Origin of the sequence: Rhizobium acidisoli, assembly GCF_002531755.2 — a bacterium.
GTDB lineage: Bacteria > Pseudomonadota > Alphaproteobacteria > Rhizobiales > Rhizobiaceae > Rhizobium > Rhizobium acidisoli.
In genome coordinates, this window is the sequence record NZ_CP034998.1 from 878,961 (window position 1) to 895,186 (window position 16,226).

The window sequence follows — 16,226 nt, forward strand, 5'->3', positions numbered from 1 at the left end:
AACAGGCATTTGACAGCATGTGGGGCGTGCCCCTAATCCGCCTGCCGGCACCTTCTCCCCGCAAACGGCGCGAAGGGGGATAGCCGCAACCTCCCGATTCCCCATCGAACTCTCGTATGGCACGTCCCCTCGCCCCGTTTACGGGGAGGGTGAGGGGCAGCGCCTCGGCCCGAACCGAGCCCGCCGGCAGCAACCGACTACCCCTTCACCGCCACCATGAAAATCCGCGGAAACCGCAGCAGCACCCGCCCATCCGACATCTTCGGGTAGGCATTTTCCACCCGCGCGAGATAATCCGCCAGAAAGGCCTGGCGATGCTTTTCGCCGGCATGGGCGAGATAGGGCATCAGCCCGGTGCCCTTCACCCATTCGACGATCGCCGCGCCATCCGCTATCGGGTGATTGTAGATGGTGTGCCAGATATCGACGCGCGCGGCCTTGGCGATCAGCCTGGAATAATAGGCCGAAGGCGGCGCCAAGGCCTGCCGACGCACGCTCTTTTCCTCGAAGGCGGCCTTCCACGGCCCCGCATGCGCCGTCTCCTCCATCAAGAGATGGGTGGGTTCGCCGAGATTGTCGGGCATCTGCACCGCCAGCGCCCCGCCCGGGGAAAGCCCGTCCATCAGCCGGTCGAAAATATCGAGATGATCGGGCAGCCATTGGAAGACGGCATTGGCAAACAGCAGGTCGGCGGTCTCAGTCGGCTGCCAGCTGCCGAGATCGGCCTCGACGAAGGCGGTGCCGGGAAGCCGCTTGCGGGCCGCCTCCAGCATGTTGAGATCGCTGTCGATGCCCGAAACGCCTTCCGCCCCATAACGAGCGATGATGAGCTCGGTCGAATTGCCCGGCCCGCAGCCGAGATCGACGGCGCGGCGGATCTTTTGCAGCGGCACTTGCGCCAGAAGGTCACGCGCCGGCCGTGTGCGTTCATCCTCGAATTTCACATATTGGCTTGCGGACCATGCCATGGCGTTTACTCCTGATATCAGGCCACATTTTCCATGTGGCGGATGCGGATCTTGTCCAGGTTGCGGCCGTCCGGCTCGATGATCTCAAGCCAAGTATGCCCCGCCGAGCTTCACTCCGCAGACACAAGTATCTTGTCGACGCGCCTGCCGTCGAGATCGATGACTTCGAAGCGCCATCCGCCTCGCGTGAAACTCTCACCCAACTCGGGCAGATGTTTCAGCTCTTCCAGCACCAGGCCGGCCACAGTCTGATATTCGAGATCGTCATCGAGCTTGAGATTCAGGAACTCGGCGAATTCGTCGATCGGCGTCCAGCCGGACACCAGATAGGAACCGTCGTCGCGGCGCGCGATGGCCTGCTCGTCCACAGGTCCCTCCTGCAGAGCCCCCATGATCGCTTCCAAAATGTCGCCTGACGAAACAATCCCCTCGAAATGGCCGTACTCGTCAAAAACCAGCACCATGTGGACTGGCGATTTCCTGATGGCTTCAATCACATTGATCGCGGTCGAAAGGTCTGAAACCACCGGGACGTCCTGCGTCAGGGCCTTAATATCGGCACTGCCGTGTTCCGACATCGAGTCGTAAAAATCCTTGACCGGAAGGATGCCGATCACCTCGTCCGAACTGCCTTTGCGAACGGGCAGCCGAGACCGTTTCGTCCGGTGCAATTGAGTGCGAATTTCATCAAGGCTGTCGTCGATATCGATAATTTCGACATCGCGTCGGGGCGTCATAAGCGCTCGGGCGGTGCGGTCCGCCAGGCGCATGACGCCTGATATCATCGCGGACTCTTCGCTTTCGATAACGCCGGCCGACTGCGCCTCGGCCAGAACGGTTTTGATCTCTTCGTCAGAAACGTTGTCGCCGCCTTTTCCGGCTTGGCCCAGGAGCTTCAGCACAAGATTTCCGGAAGCGTTCAGAAGCCACACGAGCGGCAGCGCGATTTTTGAAAGGACCGCCATGGCCGGTGCGACCTTCGCCGCAACGGCTTCGGGTTCTCGCAATGCGATCTGCTTCGGAACAAGTTCGCCGACAATCAAAGAAAGATAGGTGATCGCCACAACGACCGAACCGACGCCAATCGCGTCGGCTAACGTCGATGACATCCCCTGTGTCTCCAGCCATCCGGTCAAGCGGCTGCCGAGGGTGGCCCCTGAGAAAGCGCCCGAGAGAACACCGACCAGCGTAATGCCGATCTGAACCGTAGAGAGAAAACGACCGGGGTTTTCGGCAAGTTTAATGGCTTGAGCTGCCCCCTTGCTCCCATGGTCGGAGAGAACTTTTAGGCGGGCTGTTCGAGAAGACACAACAGCCAACTCCGACATGGCGAGCACACCATTGACGATGGTGAGAAACGCCACAATTCCGATTTCCAGAAACACAGGGACCCTATTCGTTGAGGTTTCAATGCCGCATCGACAAGGCGGCGCGGCGAGGGGTTCGAAGCGACGCTATATCAGCGTCACCCATCGTCATTCCGTCATCGTATCACATCAGTGTCGCTTTCATCGGTCTTCAGAATTCCGTGAGGCGGCAAGACCGACCCGGGCGGAAGGGTCGGGAATGCGGTCGAAAAACATTAGTGATTCGGCAGGAGCCGCCCATGTGGCGGCGCGTCATTCGCAATGATCTGGAAGAAGGCCGCTCTCTGCGGGATCTACCCGAGGCGAGGCGGAGGTCATCGCGCCGTCTACAGTGGTCGCCAGCTTCCTCGGCCGGAAGATCCCGGCTGGAACGGGCGGAGCTTGTACTGGATGGGTCGCTGTCGGGCATGTCGCAATTTTGGCGGTGAAACGGTGCCGGCGCAAGAGGCGCTAAGCAAAAATCCTCATAGCCTATTGATGTGACAGTTTTGAAACGGCGGCAGTGCGGCGTTCTGATTGAAGGTTTTAAAAATCTTGTTGGTGTTTCCGCATGATGCCGAAAGCCGCCCGAAGGGACCCGGCATCACGCGCTCGCGCCATCAAGCCGCCAGAATGGTGATCCCGTAAGCATTGGCCGCCGCCGTCATGCGGGCAATAGTCTCAGGCGAGGGGGCTTTCAGCGGCTCGGTCGTGCCTTCCGCTTCGATGAATTCCGCCATGTCGCGATCGACGATCGCGGAAAAGACAGCCGGGGCCATCCCGCGGTTGGAATAGCCGTGCACCATGAAGGGCGGGATGGTGACTATGTCGCCTGCGCCGGCCTCGATCTCCTCAGGGCCGTTGTCGGTGAGCCGCCAGATCGTCAAACGTCCCTTGAGGATGCGAAACACTTCCGGGCTCGCATGCGCGTGTTTCGGGGTGCGGCTGCCTGATGGTACGGTGACGTCGAAGATGTTGAGCCAGGTTCCGCGGATACGGACCTGTCGCTCGATCCGGTCGCCGAGGACGAAAAAGCGCTTCGCCTCTTCGCCGGCAGGCATTGTCACAAATGAGTTGGACATCATGTCCCTTTCTTTATTCGGGCTTTTCTCCCGGGGCTTTTTCTTGCGGGCGCAGCCGTTAGACCTTTGCACCGCCTTTGACAACAGCCTTGTTACCGAGGGCACCGTCGCCACATAGCTCGGGCATGGGACATGCCTCACGAAGCTGAGAGGCTGATATCGGTGCGGCGGATCTATTTCGCAAGGTCCGCCAGCGCTGTGCCAGCCGTGCGGAAATGACAGGGCTGCGGCGTTTCGAAAGGTTCCGCGCCTGTAATACCGCCGACACAGAAGGGGCGCATAGAACGCGGCGGCTGTTCCGGCCATCCCCCACGCCGTCACGGCGTTCATCGATGGAGCACACCCATGTCTTCTCTTCCCGTCGTCGGCGCCGCCATGACGCTCGATGACGTCGAGCTTCATCGCGACTGGCTGTTCGAAAAGTCCCGCGATCTCGAACTGCAGAGTTTCGTCGATGCCGAGGTCTTGAACGGCGACTGGGCGCCGCTCGCCGAACGCGCCCGCAGGCTTCTCGACGGTCACACCGGCCGTCTCGGCATTCACGGCCCGTTCTGGGGTTTTACCATCGCCTCGGAAGATCCCGATATCCGCGCCGTCGTCTCCAGGCGCCTGCTGCAGGGCCTCGATGTCTGCGCCGCCGTCGGCGCGACGCAGATGGTCGTCCACAGCCCTTACACTTCGTGGTCCTACAACAACCTCGACAACAATGACGGCGCCCGCGAGGATCTGGTCGAGCGTGTGCATCTGACGCTCAGTGATGCCGTCAGGCGCGCCGAGGATATCGGCTGTACCATGGTGTTCGAAAACATCGAGGACAAGGACCCTCATATCCGCGTGGCGCTTGCCGACAGCTTCAATTCGCCCGCCGTCGCGGTCTCGATCGATACCGGCCACGCCCATTATGCCCATGGCTATACCGGCGCGCCGCCGGTGGATTATTACGTCAAGGCCGCCGGCAACCGCCTGCAACATGTGCATCTGCAGGATGCCGACGGCTATGCCGATCGCCACTGGAGCCTCGGCGAGGGCTCGATCCACTGGCACGCCGTCTTCGCCGCCCTTGCCAAGCTCGAAAGCAATCCCCGCCTGATCATCGAGATCAAGGACAAGTCGAAGATCCGGGCTTCGGCGCAGTACCTGGCCTCGATCGGCGTGGCTGAATAAGGCTGGCGCCTGCCGTTCTCTCTTCTCCCCAGAGGGGGTCCGAAGGACGGGTCGAGACCTGTGGCTCGACCCCGGTCGGTGGCCCGAAGGGTCGGATGAGGGGGCCGCACGGCACATCATTCATTATTGCCCTTCGCTTGCGCTCAGCGCATTCGCGGCAGTGCCGCTCACCCCCTCATCTGCCTGCCGGCATCTTCTCCCCGCGGGGGAGAAGCGGAATCGTGGCAGCGCCTTGGTTCCCTCTCACGCTTGTCACAGGCGAGACAGCAAAACTCCCTCACGAAAACCGCGTAATCACGCTGATCCCCGTGGCCTCCGCCTTGTCGAGCGCCATCAGCGTCGGCACGGCCTCCTCCAGGCTGACTCGCCGTCCGATCAGCTTCTGCGGGGCGATCTTGCCGGCGGCGAGCATCGACAGCATGGCGTCGTAGCGCCAGGCCTGCATGCCGTGGCTGCCGTAGATCTCCAATTCGTGGCCGATCACCTGCGCCATCGGGATTTGCGGCGTGGCATATTCGCCGAGCATCAGCCCCACCTGCACATGCCGGCCGCGCCGGCGCAGGTTCTTGATCGAGTTGAAGCAGGTGGCGGGGTGGCCGAGCGCGTCGATCGAGACATGCGCGCCGCCCTTAGTGATCTCGCGCACCGCCTCCGCCACATCCGCGACGCCGGAGGCATTGACCGTTGCCACTGCTCCGCACTCTCTGGCGAAGGCAAGTTTCTCCTCGGAAATATCGATGCCGATCGCATTGGCGCCGAGCGCGGTGGCGATCATGATCGCCGACAGGCCGACACCGCCGCAGCCATGCACGGCGATCCATTCGCCCGGCCCGGTGCGGGCTTGGTCGGCAACGGCGCGAAACGAGGTGGCGAAGCGGCAGCCGAGGCTTGCCGCCGTCGCATCGTCGATCGTATCAGGCAGGTGCACCAGATTGGTGTCGGCATAATCGATCGCCACATATTCGGCGAAGGATCCCCAATGGGTGAAACCCGGCTGGAACTGGTTGGGGCAGACCTGTTGGTTGCCGGAATGGCACTCTCCGCAATGGCCACAGCCGGAAACGAACGGCACTGTCACCCGGTCGCCCACCTTGAAACGCATCACGCCGCGGCCGGTGGCGACGATCTTTCCGGCAAGCTCGTGTCCCGGCACATGCGGCAGGCGGATATCGGGGTCGTGTCCCATCCAGCCGTGCCAATCGCTGCGGCAGAGCCCGCTGGCGCCGACCGATATGACGACGCCGTCCTCGGAAGGCGTCGGATCGGGCAGGGTGCGGATCTCGGGCGCCTGTTCGAAGGCTTCATAATACATGGCTTTCATCGGCGTCTTCCCTTGCTGCTGTCCGGCGATTTGCACCTATGATCGCATGCGGCATGCCTCCGTTCCAACGGTCCATTCGATCATTTTTGCTGATGCACCCATCGCTTACGCCACGGCCGCCGCGCACGAATATTGCGGCCCGGCGCCATCCCTCAACATTTTCTTGCTTCCGCATTTGCCGCCCGGATTTGTCCTTGACCCCGCCTGCCGCGGCGGCTTTTGCTGTCCCGACTTGAGAGGGGAGGGCAATATGGCCGTCGATACATCACCGCGTTCAACCACCTGGACTCACGTCGACGGGGAATGGCTTCCGGGCAATCCGCCGCTGATCGGGCCGACCTCGCATGCTATGTGGCTGGGCTCCACGGTCTTCGACGGCGCCCGCTGGTTCGACGGCATCGCCCCCGATCTCGACCTGCATTGCCAGCGCATCAACCGCTCGGCGCTTGCCATGGGGCTGAAGCCGGTGAAATCGGCCGAGGAAATCGCCGCGCTCGCCTGGGAGGGCGTTGAAAAATTCGACGGCGCCACGCCGATCTACATCAAGCCGATGTATTGGGGCGAACATGGTTCGCCCGGCAGCGTCGTCTCCGTCGATGCGGAATCGACCCGCTTCGCGCTCTGCCTGTTCGAGGCGCCGATGGGCGGCCATGGCGGCACCAGCCTCACCGTCTCGCCCTATCGCCGCCCGTCGCCTGAGACGGCGATGACCGAGGCGAAGACCGGCTCGCTCTATCCGAACAGCGGCCGCATGATCACTGAGGCGCGCAGCCGCGGCTTCGACAATGCGCTGGTGCGCGATCTCAACGGCAACGTCGTCGAGACCGCCTCGTCCAACGTCTTCCTGGTGCGCGACGGCGTGGTGATGACGCCCGCCGCCAACCGCACCTTCCTCGCCGGCATCACCCGCGCCCGCGTCATGCACCTCCTGCGCAAGGCCGGCTTCGACGTCGTCGAAGCCACGCTGTCCGTCGAGGATTTCCTCGCCGCCGACGAAATCTTCACGACCGGCAACTACTCCAAAGTCGTCGGCGTCATCCGCCTCGACGACCGCAACCTCCAGGAAGGCCCGGTCACCCGCAAGGCGCTGGACCTCTACATGGACTGGGCCCACGGCAGAAGCGAGAGCGAGGAGTGAGGAATGGTCCCGCGGAGCGGGAGCAATCGATCCAGTGAATCGATTGCAATGACGAACGCCCGAAGCGCAAGCGTAGGGCCGGGCGGTTCGGCGAAGCAGAGCCCGGTCCGCCCCTCATCCGCCTGCCGGCACCTTCTCCCCGCCTGCGGGGCGAAGGCGACAAGCCGTGAACCTCCCCGTCCCTCGTCAACGTCTCGCAGGGCACGTCCCCTCTCCCCGTCAGAACGGGGAGAGGGCTAGGGTGAGGGGCAGCCTCTCGCGCTGAGGTCTGCCGCCTCACGCCTCACGTCATCCACTTCCGATGCTCCGCAAATCTCTCCGCCAGGAGGTCGATGAACAGCCGCACCTTCGTCGCCAGATGGCTGCGGTTGGGATAGACTGCGTTGATGTTGAATTCGATCGGCCGGTAGTCCGGCATGATCTTCACCAGCCGTCCTTCGGCGATATCGTCGAAGACCACGAAGCTCGGCGCCAGGAAGATGCCCTGGCCATTCAGCGTCAGGAAGCGCAGCATCTCGGCGCTGTTGGAGACGGCATTGCCGCCGATCTTGACGCTTTCCGGCCGGCCTTCGCCATCCTCGAAGCGCCATTCCTCGCCATAGGGGTAATAGGCATATTGCAGGCAATTGTGATCGGCGACCTCGGCCGGCCTTTGCGGCATCGAATGGCTTTCGAAATAGGCCGGCGAGCAGACGAGCACATGGCGCCAGGGCGTCAGCTTGCGGGCGACGAGCGAGGAATCCGGCGGCGGCACGGTGCGGATCACCAGATCGTAGCCGTCCTCGATCATGTCGACCATCCGCTCGCCGATGCTGAAATCGAGCGCGATCGACGGATAAAGCTCCATATATTCGCTGACGACAGGCAGCAGGAACCGCACGATGGCGCTGCTGGTATAGACTTTCAGCGTGCCGCGGGGCGTGGTGCTGAGCGCGCCCGCGGTCCGGTCGGCCTCGTCGAGTTCGGCAAGGATCTGCGAGGAGCGTTCATAATAATATTTGCCGGTTTCCGTCAGGCTGACCTTGCGCGTCGTGCGGTTGAGGAGCCTGACACCAAGCCGGTCTTCCAGCGATTGCACATGATTGCCGACCATGGTGACCGACATGTTGAGCCGGCGCGCGGCGGCGGAAAAACCGCCGCATTCCACCACGCGGCCAAAGACTGTGAGGCTTGTCAGCCGATCCATATTGCCCTCGGATTATCCGCTGAGAGTTGATGATCCTTCCCGATTTAAGCAGATTATCACAATGAACGGCAGGGCGCATTGTCCCTTCAATCGAACAGGGCCTCTGAAACGGGGGCCGGCATTGAAGGAGAAACACAATGGTTGAGTTGCCCCGCAAGGATGTATTCGACACGGCCCGGCAGGCCGATGGCGCGCCTGCGGCCGAAGCGCCAAGCGCCCCGGTAGCCGAAGCGGCTGTCGTCGAAGCCCCAGCCGCGGCCGCGCCGAAGAAAACCGGCCGCAAGATCGTCAAGCGCGCGGTCATCGCCGCAGCACTGCTTGCCGGCGTCGGTTTATCAGGCGATTTCGGCTACCGCTACTGGACGGTCGGCCGCTTCATCGAATCCACCGACGATGCCTATGTGAAGGCCGATTACACCACCGTCGCCCCGAAGGTCGCCGGCTATATCAGACAGGTGCTGGTCAATGACAACGACCCGGTCAAATCAGGCCAGGTTCTTGCCCGCATCGACGACCGCGACTTCCAGGCCGCATTGTCGCAGGCGAGGGCCGCCGTGAAGGCGGCCGATGCCGCGATCGCCAATATCGACGCCCAGATCGCTTTGCAGCAGTCGGTGATCGGCCAGGCCAAGGCGACGATCGATGCCTCGCAGGCCTCGCTCGATTTTGCCGTTTCCGACGCCGCCCGCTCGGCCCGGCTGATCACCAGCGGCGCCGGCACGCAATCGCGCGCCGAACAGAGCCAGTCGGCCCGCGACCAGGCCGCCGCCGCGGTCGAGCGCGACCGGGCAGCCCTCGTCGCGGCCGAGAACAAGGTGCCGGTCTTTCAAACGCAGCGCCAGCAGGCGATTGCCGAGCGCGACCGGGCGGCAGCCGCCGCCCAGCAGGCCGAACTCAACCTGTCCTATACTGATATCGTCGCCGCCGTCGACGGCACGGTCGGCGCCCGTTCGATCCGCGTCGGCCAGTATGTCACCTCGGGCACGCAGCTGATGGCCGTCGTGCCGCTGCATGCCGTCTATGTCGTCGCCAATTTCAAGGAAACGCAGCTGACCCGTGTCCGCCCCGGCCAGCCGGTCGAGATCAAGGTCGACAGCTTTCCCGACATGGCGATCAAAGGCCATGTCGACAGTGTTTCGCCGGCGAGCGGCCTCGAATTCTCGCTGCTGCCGCCGGACAACGCCACCGGCAACTTCACCAAGATCGTCCAGCGCATCCCGGTCAAGATCGTCATCGACGACGAGGCGTTGAGCGGACTGTTGCGCTCCGGCATGTCGGTCGAACCCGAAATCGATACCAAGGCTGCAGAGACCTCTCTGGCCGAGGAAGGATTATCCCGGCACGCCGGATAGCCCTTCCGCCGTTTCCAAATTCGTCCGAACCTCGTCATGAAAGGTTTTCCGCGAGAACCGGAAAGAGATCAGCCATGGCCACTCTTCAGATCGCCGCAAACAGCAATTCGCTCACGCGCCCCGCCGCTACGGCGCCCGCCGCCATCAGCCCGGTCCGCATGTGGATGGCCGTCGTCGGCTCCACCCTCGGCGCCTTCATGGCGGTCTTGAACATCCAGATCGTCAATGCCTCGCTGGCCGATATCCAGGGCGCCATCGGCGCCGGCAGCGATGACGGCGGTTGGATCTCGACCTCCTATCTGATCGCCGAGATCGTCGTCATTCCCTTGAGCGGCTGGCTGACGCGGGTCTTCTCGCTGCGTAACTATCTGCTCGTCAACGCCATCCTCTTTTTGATCTTCTCCGTCGCCTGTGCCTTTGCGGCCAATCTGCAGCAGATGATCGTCCTGCGCGCCATTCAGGGCTTTTCCGGCGGCGTGCTGATCCCGATGGCCTTCACCATCATCATCACCCTGCTGCCCAAGGCGAGGCAGCCGATCGGGCTGGCGCTCTTTGCCCTTTCGGCCACCTTCGCACCAGCCATCGGCCCGACCATCGGCGGTTACCTCACCGAGAACTGGGGCTGGGAATATATCTTCTACGTCAATCTGGTGCCCGGCGCGCTGATGATCGGCTTGCTCTTTGCCTCGCTCGACCGGGCGCCGATGAACCTGAAGCTGCTCGCCAAGGGCGACTGGCCCGGCATCGTCACCATGGCGATTGGCTTGGCAGTCCTGCAGACGGTGCTGGAAGAGGGCAACAAGGAAGACTGGTTCGGCTCCGATTTCATCTTGCGCCTCACTGTTATCGCCGCCGTCTCGCTGACCCTGTTCATCGTGATCGAGCTGAAGACGGCCCATCCGCTCCTGAACCTGCGTCTGCTGGTGCGCCGCAATTTCGGCTTCGGCATCGTCGCCAACTTCCTGCTCGGCATCGCGCTTTACGGCTCGGTCTTCGTGCTGCCAATCTATCTCACCCGTATCCAGGGTTATAATTCCGAGCAGATCGGCATGGTGCTCGCGTGGACCGGCATCCCGCAGCTGCTGCTGATCCCGCTGGTGCCGCGGCTCATGAAGCGTTTCGACCTCCGCCTGCTGATCGTCGTCGGCTTTGCCCTTTTTGCTGCCTCGAACTTCATGAACGTGCATATGACCGGCGATTATGCCAGCGACCAGCTGTTCTGGCCGAACATCGTGCGCGCCATCGGCCAGGCGCTGGTCTTCACGCCGCTTTCGGCGATCGCCACCTCAGGCATCGAGCCGGAGAATGCCGGTTCGGCGTCGTCGCTGTTCAACATGATGCGCAATCTCGGCGGCGCGGTCGGCATTGCCTCGCTGCAGACCTTCCTGTCGAAGCGCGAACAGTTCCACTCGAACATCCTGACCAACTCGGTCTCCGTCTTCGAGGAAGCCACGCGTGATCGGGTCGCGAGACTCACGGCCTATTTCATGAGCCACGGCGTCAGCGATCAGGCGCTCGCCGGCCACAAGGCCGTCGTCGCCATTGCGCTCAAAATACGCAAGCAGGCCAATATCATGGCCTTCAGCGACACCTTCTTCCTGCTCGGCGTCGCCCTGGTCGTCGCCCTGCTGGCAAGCCTGCTGCTCAGCAAACCCGGCCAGCTCTCCGGCGGCGGCGCTCACTAGAGTTTGAAGGAGGAGAACGCCATGACATCAGCGATCCATGCCCCCGATCCCGCCCGGTTTCAGCCGAAGGCGGCCGGCAATGCCGTCAGCGCCGGCGCGCTGCTCTCGATCATCGAATGGCTCTCGGGCGACGAATGCCACGCGCTCGACGAAGCGGGCCTCGTCTCCGGCCTCGGCCGCAGGCTTCAGGCGCTTGGTCTGCCCGTCGACCGGCTGACCCTGCACCTGATGACGCTGCATCCCGAGTTCATCGGCCGCACCATCGCCTGGGCGCCGGGCGAGCCGGTCGAGATCCACGACCGCGAACACGGTGCCCGGGTTGCGATTGCCAATACGCCGCTGCGCAAGGTCATGGACACCCGCGAACCGCTGGTCGTCGGCGCCGGCGAAAGTGTGCATGGCCGCTGGCAGCACATCGATGTCTTTGCCGATCGCGGCCTGATGCAGCTCGTCATCGCGCCGCTCTGCAATGGCGACGGCCCGGTCAGCGCCGCCGTCTTCGGCACCAGGCGGCCAGGCGGCTTCAGCGCCTCCGAGCAGCAGCTGATCGAACGCATCCTGCCGGCGCTGCGCAACACCAGCGAACTGCGCATTCTTCGCCAGGTCGAGCTCAGCCTGCTCGACACCTATATCGGTCCGCTGACGGCGAGCCGGATTCTGGCCGGCCGCATCCGCCGCGGCGAGATCGAATCGATGCAAGCGGCGCTGCTGCTCTGCGATCTGCGCGGCTTTACCGAGCTGTCGAACCGGCTGCCCGGCAGCACGGTGCTTGGCCTGCTCAATGCCTATTTCGACAGGATCGTGCCGGCGATCACCCGCGAAGGCGGCGAACTGCTGAAATTCATGGGTGACGCCGTGCTTGCCTTCTTCCCGGGTTACGATGCCGCCCATTCCTGCGGCGCCGCGCTGGCATCGGCCCGCGACATCCTCGATGAGATCGACCATTTCCAATATGAAGGCATCGGCGTGAAGGCCGGAATCGCGCTGCATTACGGCGAAGTCAGCTACGGCAATGTCGGCTCCGGCCGCCGCCTCGACTTCACGCTGATCGGCGGCGACGTCAATCTGGTCAGCCGCATCCAGACCGCCTGCAGCGAATTGGGCGAGCCCGTGCTGATGTCGGCGCCGTTCTGCGAAGAGGCCGGGGCAGGGGATGCCGTCTCCGTCGGGGCGCATCGGCTGAAAGGTTTCGCCGAGCCGGTGGAGCTGTTTACGATCGCAAGGTAGGTGCGCGCGGTAGCACCCCCCTCTGCCCTGCCGGGCATCTCCCCCACAAGGGGGGAGATTGGCAGGAGGTTATGCCTCGCCCAAAATCTACGATTGATGTCAGGGGTGTTGGTTGGGGAAGCCGTCGCGCCCATCCGATCTCCCCACTTGTGGGGGAGATGCCCGGCAGGGCAGAGGGGGGTGCCACACACCTTACCCTTCCCATATCTTTCCGCCATAGTGCCCGCGAATCCCACAACAGAGGAAGAACCCCATGACCGTGCTGTCCGATGAACAAGGCGAGATCATCCGTGAGCTGGGCGTCGCCGCCGAGATCGATCCCGAGCGTGAGATCGAGCGACGAACCGAATTCCTCAAGGATTATCTCGTGGCCTCGGGCATGCGCGGCTATGTCCTCGGCATCAGCGGCGGCGTCGATTCGCTGACGGCGGCGCTGATTGCCCAGAAGGCGGTGCGTGAGCTGCGCGACAGCGGCCATGCGGCGGAGTTCATTGCCGTGCGCCTTCCCTATGGCGTCCAGGCGGATGAGGCCGATGCCGAGCGGGCGCTCGCGACAATCGGCGCCGACCGCTCGATGGTGGTCAACATCAAGGCGGCGGCGGATGCGATGCTGGCGGCCGCTCAGAACGGCGGTCTTGCCTTTGCCGATGCCGGCCGGCAGGATTTCATCCTCGGCAACATCAAGGCCCGCCAGCGCATGATTGCCCAGTTCGCCCTTGCCGGCGCGCTCGGCAGCCTTGTCATCGGCACTGACCATGCCGCCGAGGCGGTGATGGGCTTCTTCACCAAATTCGGCGATGGCGCCGCCGATATTCTGCCACTCGCCGGCCTCAACAAGCGCCGCGTCTGCCTGTTGGCAAAGCGGCTCGGCGCCCCTGATGAGCTGGTCTTCAAAGTTCCCACAGCCGATCTCGAGGACCAGCGGCCGCTGCGCCCCGACGAGGAGGCCTATGGCGTCAGCTATGACGAGATCGACGATTTCCTCGAAGGCAAGCCTGTCGGCGAGATCGCCCGCCGCCGCATCCTTGCCGCCTATCGCGCCACCGCCCACAAGCGCGCTTTGCCGGTGGCCGTCAACGCCCTCTGAGGGCAGTCGACGTTACGGCCGCACCGGCGAGCCGGTCCGGCCTGCCGAGGCGAGATAGGCCTGCGGCGCGAAATAGACGCCGTCCGCGTCGAAGGCCTCGAGCTCTTCGGCCTGCAGCGCTTCGTGCACCTTCGGGCGTGCCGCCACGCGGGCCATGAAGCCGTGCAAGCCCGGCCATTGCTGAAGATCGATGCCGGTCCAGGGCGACCAGTTCAGGCAGACGAAGAGATAGGCATCCGCCACCGTGAAGGCCTCGCCGGTGAGATAGGGACCGGCGAGGCGACCGTCCAGCCAGGCGAGCCGCTTCGATATCAGCGCCCGGATTTGCTCGTGCACGCTTGAGTAAAGCGGGTTGAACAACAGCACCATCGGCTTGTGCAGCTCGGCGGTGATGAAATTCAGATAGGATTGCACCTCGTTGCGCTTGAGGTTGCCGACCTCGGGCAGCATGGCCGATCCTTGCGGCACACTGTCGGCAAGGAACTGCACGATCGCCGGTCCCTCGGTCAGCACCTTGCCATCGTCGAGCATCAATGCCGGCACGTAGCCGTTGCCGTTGATGGCGAGATAATCCTTGCCGTCGCTTGTTCTGTGGGTCTGCCTGTCGACCTGGACGAGTTCGATGTCGAGCCCCAGCTCCCGGCAGACGATATGCGGCGAAAGCGAGCATGCGGCGGCGTGCATATAGAGTTTCATGACAGGCTTCCTTCTGATGAGGCGGGCGATGCCGCCGTTAATGGCGTTGAACATCTGTACTGTTTCGCATAAAATAACCCTCGTCAAGAATTTAATGCGAACCGGTACAGAATATGAAGGACGAGAAGAAACGCGGTCGCCCACGGGCTTTCGACGCCAAGGCGGCACTCGGCAAGGCGCGCGACGTTTTCTGGGACAGGGGCTTTGCGGCTGCCTCGCTCGACAATCTGAGTGCTGCGACCAACCTCAACCGCCCGAGCCTTTACGGGGCTTTCGGCGACAAGGAGGATCTCTATCTCGATACGCTGGAGGGCTATCGGCAGGACGGCATGGATGCGCTGGCAGAGGCGCTCGATCCGTCACTTCAGCTGCGCGACAATCTCGCCCGCGTCTATGAGAGCGCGCTTTCGATCTATCTGCATGGTGAAACCGCCGCCCGCGGCTGTTTCCTGATCGGCACGGCAACGGCCGAGGCGATCCAGCATGAGCGCGTCCGCGAGGTGCTCGGCCGCAGCCTCAACGATTTCGACGGCGAGATCGAAAAGCGCATGCGCCTTGCCGTCGAAAGCGGCGAGCTTCCCGAGGGCGCCGATCCGCAGATGATGGCGAGGCTCGCCTCAGCCGTCATGCATTCGCTTGCCGTGCGCGCCCGCGCCGGTGACAGCCGCGAGACGCTGGAAGCGATCGCCCGCTCGGGCGTCGAGCTGATCTGCGGACGGCGCTAATCCAGGTGGGATGTCTGCTTATCTGTTGGCCTCACCAGCCAGGCATAGGCAGCACCGGCGACAAGCAGCACCGAGGTGCCGAGGAAAACCGCCCGCATGCCGATATGCCCGCCGACGAAGCCGCCGAGGATCGGGCCGGCCACCTGGCCGACATATTGCGAGGAGATGGAAAACCCGAGAATGCTGCCGGCCGCACTGTCCGGCACGCTGTGACGGATGACGGCGGCGATGCAAGGCAGCAGCCCGCCGAGGGCCGCGCCCATCAGGAAACGCAGGATGATCAGCTGCCAGGCGCTGGTGACGAAGGCCTGCGGGATCAGCAGCAGCCCGGCGACGGCGAGCGCGCCTGAAATCACCGGCCAATGGCCGATCCTGTCGGCAAGCTTGCCGAGCCATGAGGCCGAAAGAATGCTGCCGAGGGCGGCCGCCGACATGACGATGCCGGAGATCATCGTCACCGCATCGGCGGCCGGCACGATCTGCGCGACATAGACGGTGATGATCGGCTCGATCGACATATTGGCGAACATCAACAGCATGCCGGTCGCCAGCATGGCGATGACAGGCCGTTTGTCGGCGATGGATTTCCAGCCGCCGCTTGCCTTGGCCGCCTGTTTGCGGGCCGGCGATTTTTCCTCTTTGATCAAAAAGGTCGTGGCGAGAAAGGCGAAGAAGATCATCGCCCCGGCGGAAAGAAAGGTGCCGCGGATGCCGATGATGGGCGGCAGCACGCCCCCGATCAGCGGCCCGACGAGATTGCCGGCCATGATGCCGGAGGAGAGAAGGCCGAGCGCCCAGGCCGAGCGGTCTTTCGGCGTCTGCGTCGCCACCAGCACCATCGAGCCGGAGGAATAACCGCCGGCAAGCCCGACAAAGAGGCGCAGCGCCACCAGCTGCCAGATATTGCCGGCCATGCCCATCAGCGAGATCGCCAGCGTCATGCCGAGGCTCGCGCGCACCAGCATCAGCTTGCGCCCGTAAATATCGCCGAGCCGCCCCCAGAGCGGCGCGACCAGAGCCGCAGCCAGAAAGGTGGCGCCATAGGCGATACCAGACCATTGCACGATTGCCGCATGATCGCTGACGCCGAGCTCCTCGACATAAAGCGGCAGGAAAGGCAGCAGCAGCGTCATCGCCACGATGGTGGTGAAGGAGCCGATCAGCGAGATCGCCAGATTGCGCTTCCAGTAGATCGAGCCTGCGCTCACGCTCGCCGCGTCCAATTGCGTATCGGTCATTCCTTGCCTCG

Annotated in this window: 14 protein-coding genes; 7 read left to right on the forward strand and 7 right to left on the reverse strand. The window is 63.4% G+C overall.

The window, feature by feature from the left end:
* Positions 1 to 197: 197 nt before the first annotated feature.
* The 3 genes from tam to CO657_RS04440 form a co-directional block, all read right to left on the reverse strand.
* Positions 198 to 968, reverse strand: coding sequence for a trans-aconitate 2-methyltransferase (tam, locus tag CO657_RS04430; RefSeq protein ID WP_054181652.1), 771 nt, complete (start codon positions 966 to 968; stop codon positions 198 to 200).
* A 110-nt stretch (positions 969 to 1,078) separates the two neighbouring features.
* Complete coding sequence (locus CO657_RS04435) at positions 1,079 to 2,353, reverse strand: hemolysin family protein (protein WP_003587816.1); 1,275 nt, start codon at positions 2,351 to 2,353, stop codon at positions 1,079 to 1,081.
* A 581-nt stretch (positions 2,354 to 2,934) separates the two neighbouring features.
* A complete protein-coding gene (locus tag CO657_RS04440) occupies positions 2,935 to 3,399 on the reverse strand; it encodes a cupin domain-containing protein (protein ID WP_054181653.1) in 465 nt (154 codons plus the stop codon).
* Between the two features lie 342 nt (positions 3,400 to 3,741).
* Between CO657_RS04440 and CO657_RS04445 the strand changes: the two genes are divergently transcribed.
* Entirely contained in the window at positions 3,742 to 4,560 is an 819-nt protein-coding gene (locus tag CO657_RS04445; RefSeq protein WP_054181654.1) for a sugar phosphate isomerase/epimerase family protein, read from the forward strand.
* 277 nt (positions 4,561 to 4,837) lie between these two features.
* Here CO657_RS04445 and CO657_RS04450 read toward each other — a convergent pair whose 3' ends face one another.
* Positions 4,838 to 5,881 (reverse strand): zinc-dependent alcohol dehydrogenase family protein, encoded by a 1,044-nt coding sequence (locus tag CO657_RS04450; protein ID WP_054181655.1) that lies wholly within the window; start codon positions 5,879 to 5,881, stop codon positions 4,838 to 4,840.
* 250 nt (positions 5,882 to 6,131) lie between these two features.
* On the opposite strand from CO657_RS04450, the gene CO657_RS04455 reads away from it, so the two are divergent.
* The gene (locus CO657_RS04455) at positions 6,132 to 7,019 is read left to right on the forward strand and encodes a branched-chain amino acid aminotransferase (RefSeq protein ID WP_054181931.1); all 888 of its coding nucleotides are present in this window, start codon (positions 6,132 to 6,134) and stop codon (positions 7,017 to 7,019) included.
* 283 nt (positions 7,020 to 7,302) lie between these two features.
* On the opposite strand, the gene CO657_RS04460 is transcribed toward CO657_RS04455, so the two are convergent.
* Complete coding sequence (locus tag CO657_RS04460; protein ID WP_054181656.1) at positions 7,303 to 8,205, reverse strand: LysR family transcriptional regulator; 903 nt, start codon at positions 8,203 to 8,205, stop codon at positions 7,303 to 7,305.
* Between the two features lie 137 nt (positions 8,206 to 8,342).
* On the opposite strand from CO657_RS04460, the gene CO657_RS04465 reads away from it, so the two are divergent.
* From CO657_RS04465 to nadE, 4 genes are all read left to right on the forward strand, one after another.
* Complete coding sequence (locus CO657_RS04465) at positions 8,343 to 9,557, forward strand: HlyD family secretion protein (RefSeq protein WP_054181657.1); 1,215 nt, start codon at positions 8,343 to 8,345, stop codon at positions 9,555 to 9,557.
* A gap of 74 nt (positions 9,558 to 9,631) precedes the next feature.
* Positions 9,632 to 11,242 carry an MDR family MFS transporter gene (locus CO657_RS04470; protein WP_054181658.1) on the forward strand — a complete coding sequence of 537 codons (1,611 nt, stop codon included), beginning with the start codon at positions 9,632 to 9,634 and terminating at the stop codon, positions 11,240 to 11,242.
* 21 nt (positions 11,243 to 11,263) lie between these two features.
* A complete protein-coding gene (locus CO657_RS04475) occupies positions 11,264 to 12,469 on the forward strand; it encodes an adenylate/guanylate cyclase domain-containing protein (RefSeq protein ID WP_054181659.1) in 1,206 nt (401 codons plus the stop codon).
* 253 nt (positions 12,470 to 12,722) lie between these two features.
* Complete coding sequence (gene nadE, locus CO657_RS04485; RefSeq protein ID WP_054181660.1) at positions 12,723 to 13,556, forward strand: ammonia-dependent NAD(+) synthetase; 834 nt, start codon at positions 12,723 to 12,725, stop codon at positions 13,554 to 13,556.
* A gap of 12 nt (positions 13,557 to 13,568) precedes the next feature.
* Here the strand turns inward: nadE and gstA are convergent, their stop codons facing one another.
* Entirely contained in the window at positions 13,569 to 14,252 is a 684-nt protein-coding gene (gene gstA / locus CO657_RS04490; RefSeq protein WP_054181932.1) for a glutathione transferase GstA, read from the reverse strand.
* Between the two features lie 113 nt (positions 14,253 to 14,365).
* Here gstA and CO657_RS04495 point away from each other — a divergent pair, with 113 nt between their 5' ends.
* The gene (locus CO657_RS04495) at positions 14,366 to 14,977 is read left to right on the forward strand and encodes a TetR/AcrR family transcriptional regulator (protein ID WP_054181661.1); all 612 of its coding nucleotides are present in this window, start codon (positions 14,366 to 14,368) and stop codon (positions 14,975 to 14,977) included.
* On the opposite strand, the gene CO657_RS04500 is transcribed toward CO657_RS04495, so the two are convergent.
* Positions 14,974 to 16,215: a multidrug efflux MFS transporter gene (locus CO657_RS04500; RefSeq protein WP_054181662.1), complete on the reverse strand. Its 1,242-nt coding sequence runs from the start codon at positions 16,213 to 16,215 to the stop codon at positions 14,974 to 14,976. The two genes, CO657_RS04495 and CO657_RS04500, sit on opposite strands and share 4 nt — an antisense overlap.
* Between the last annotated feature and the right edge of the window lie 11 nt (positions 16,216 to 16,226).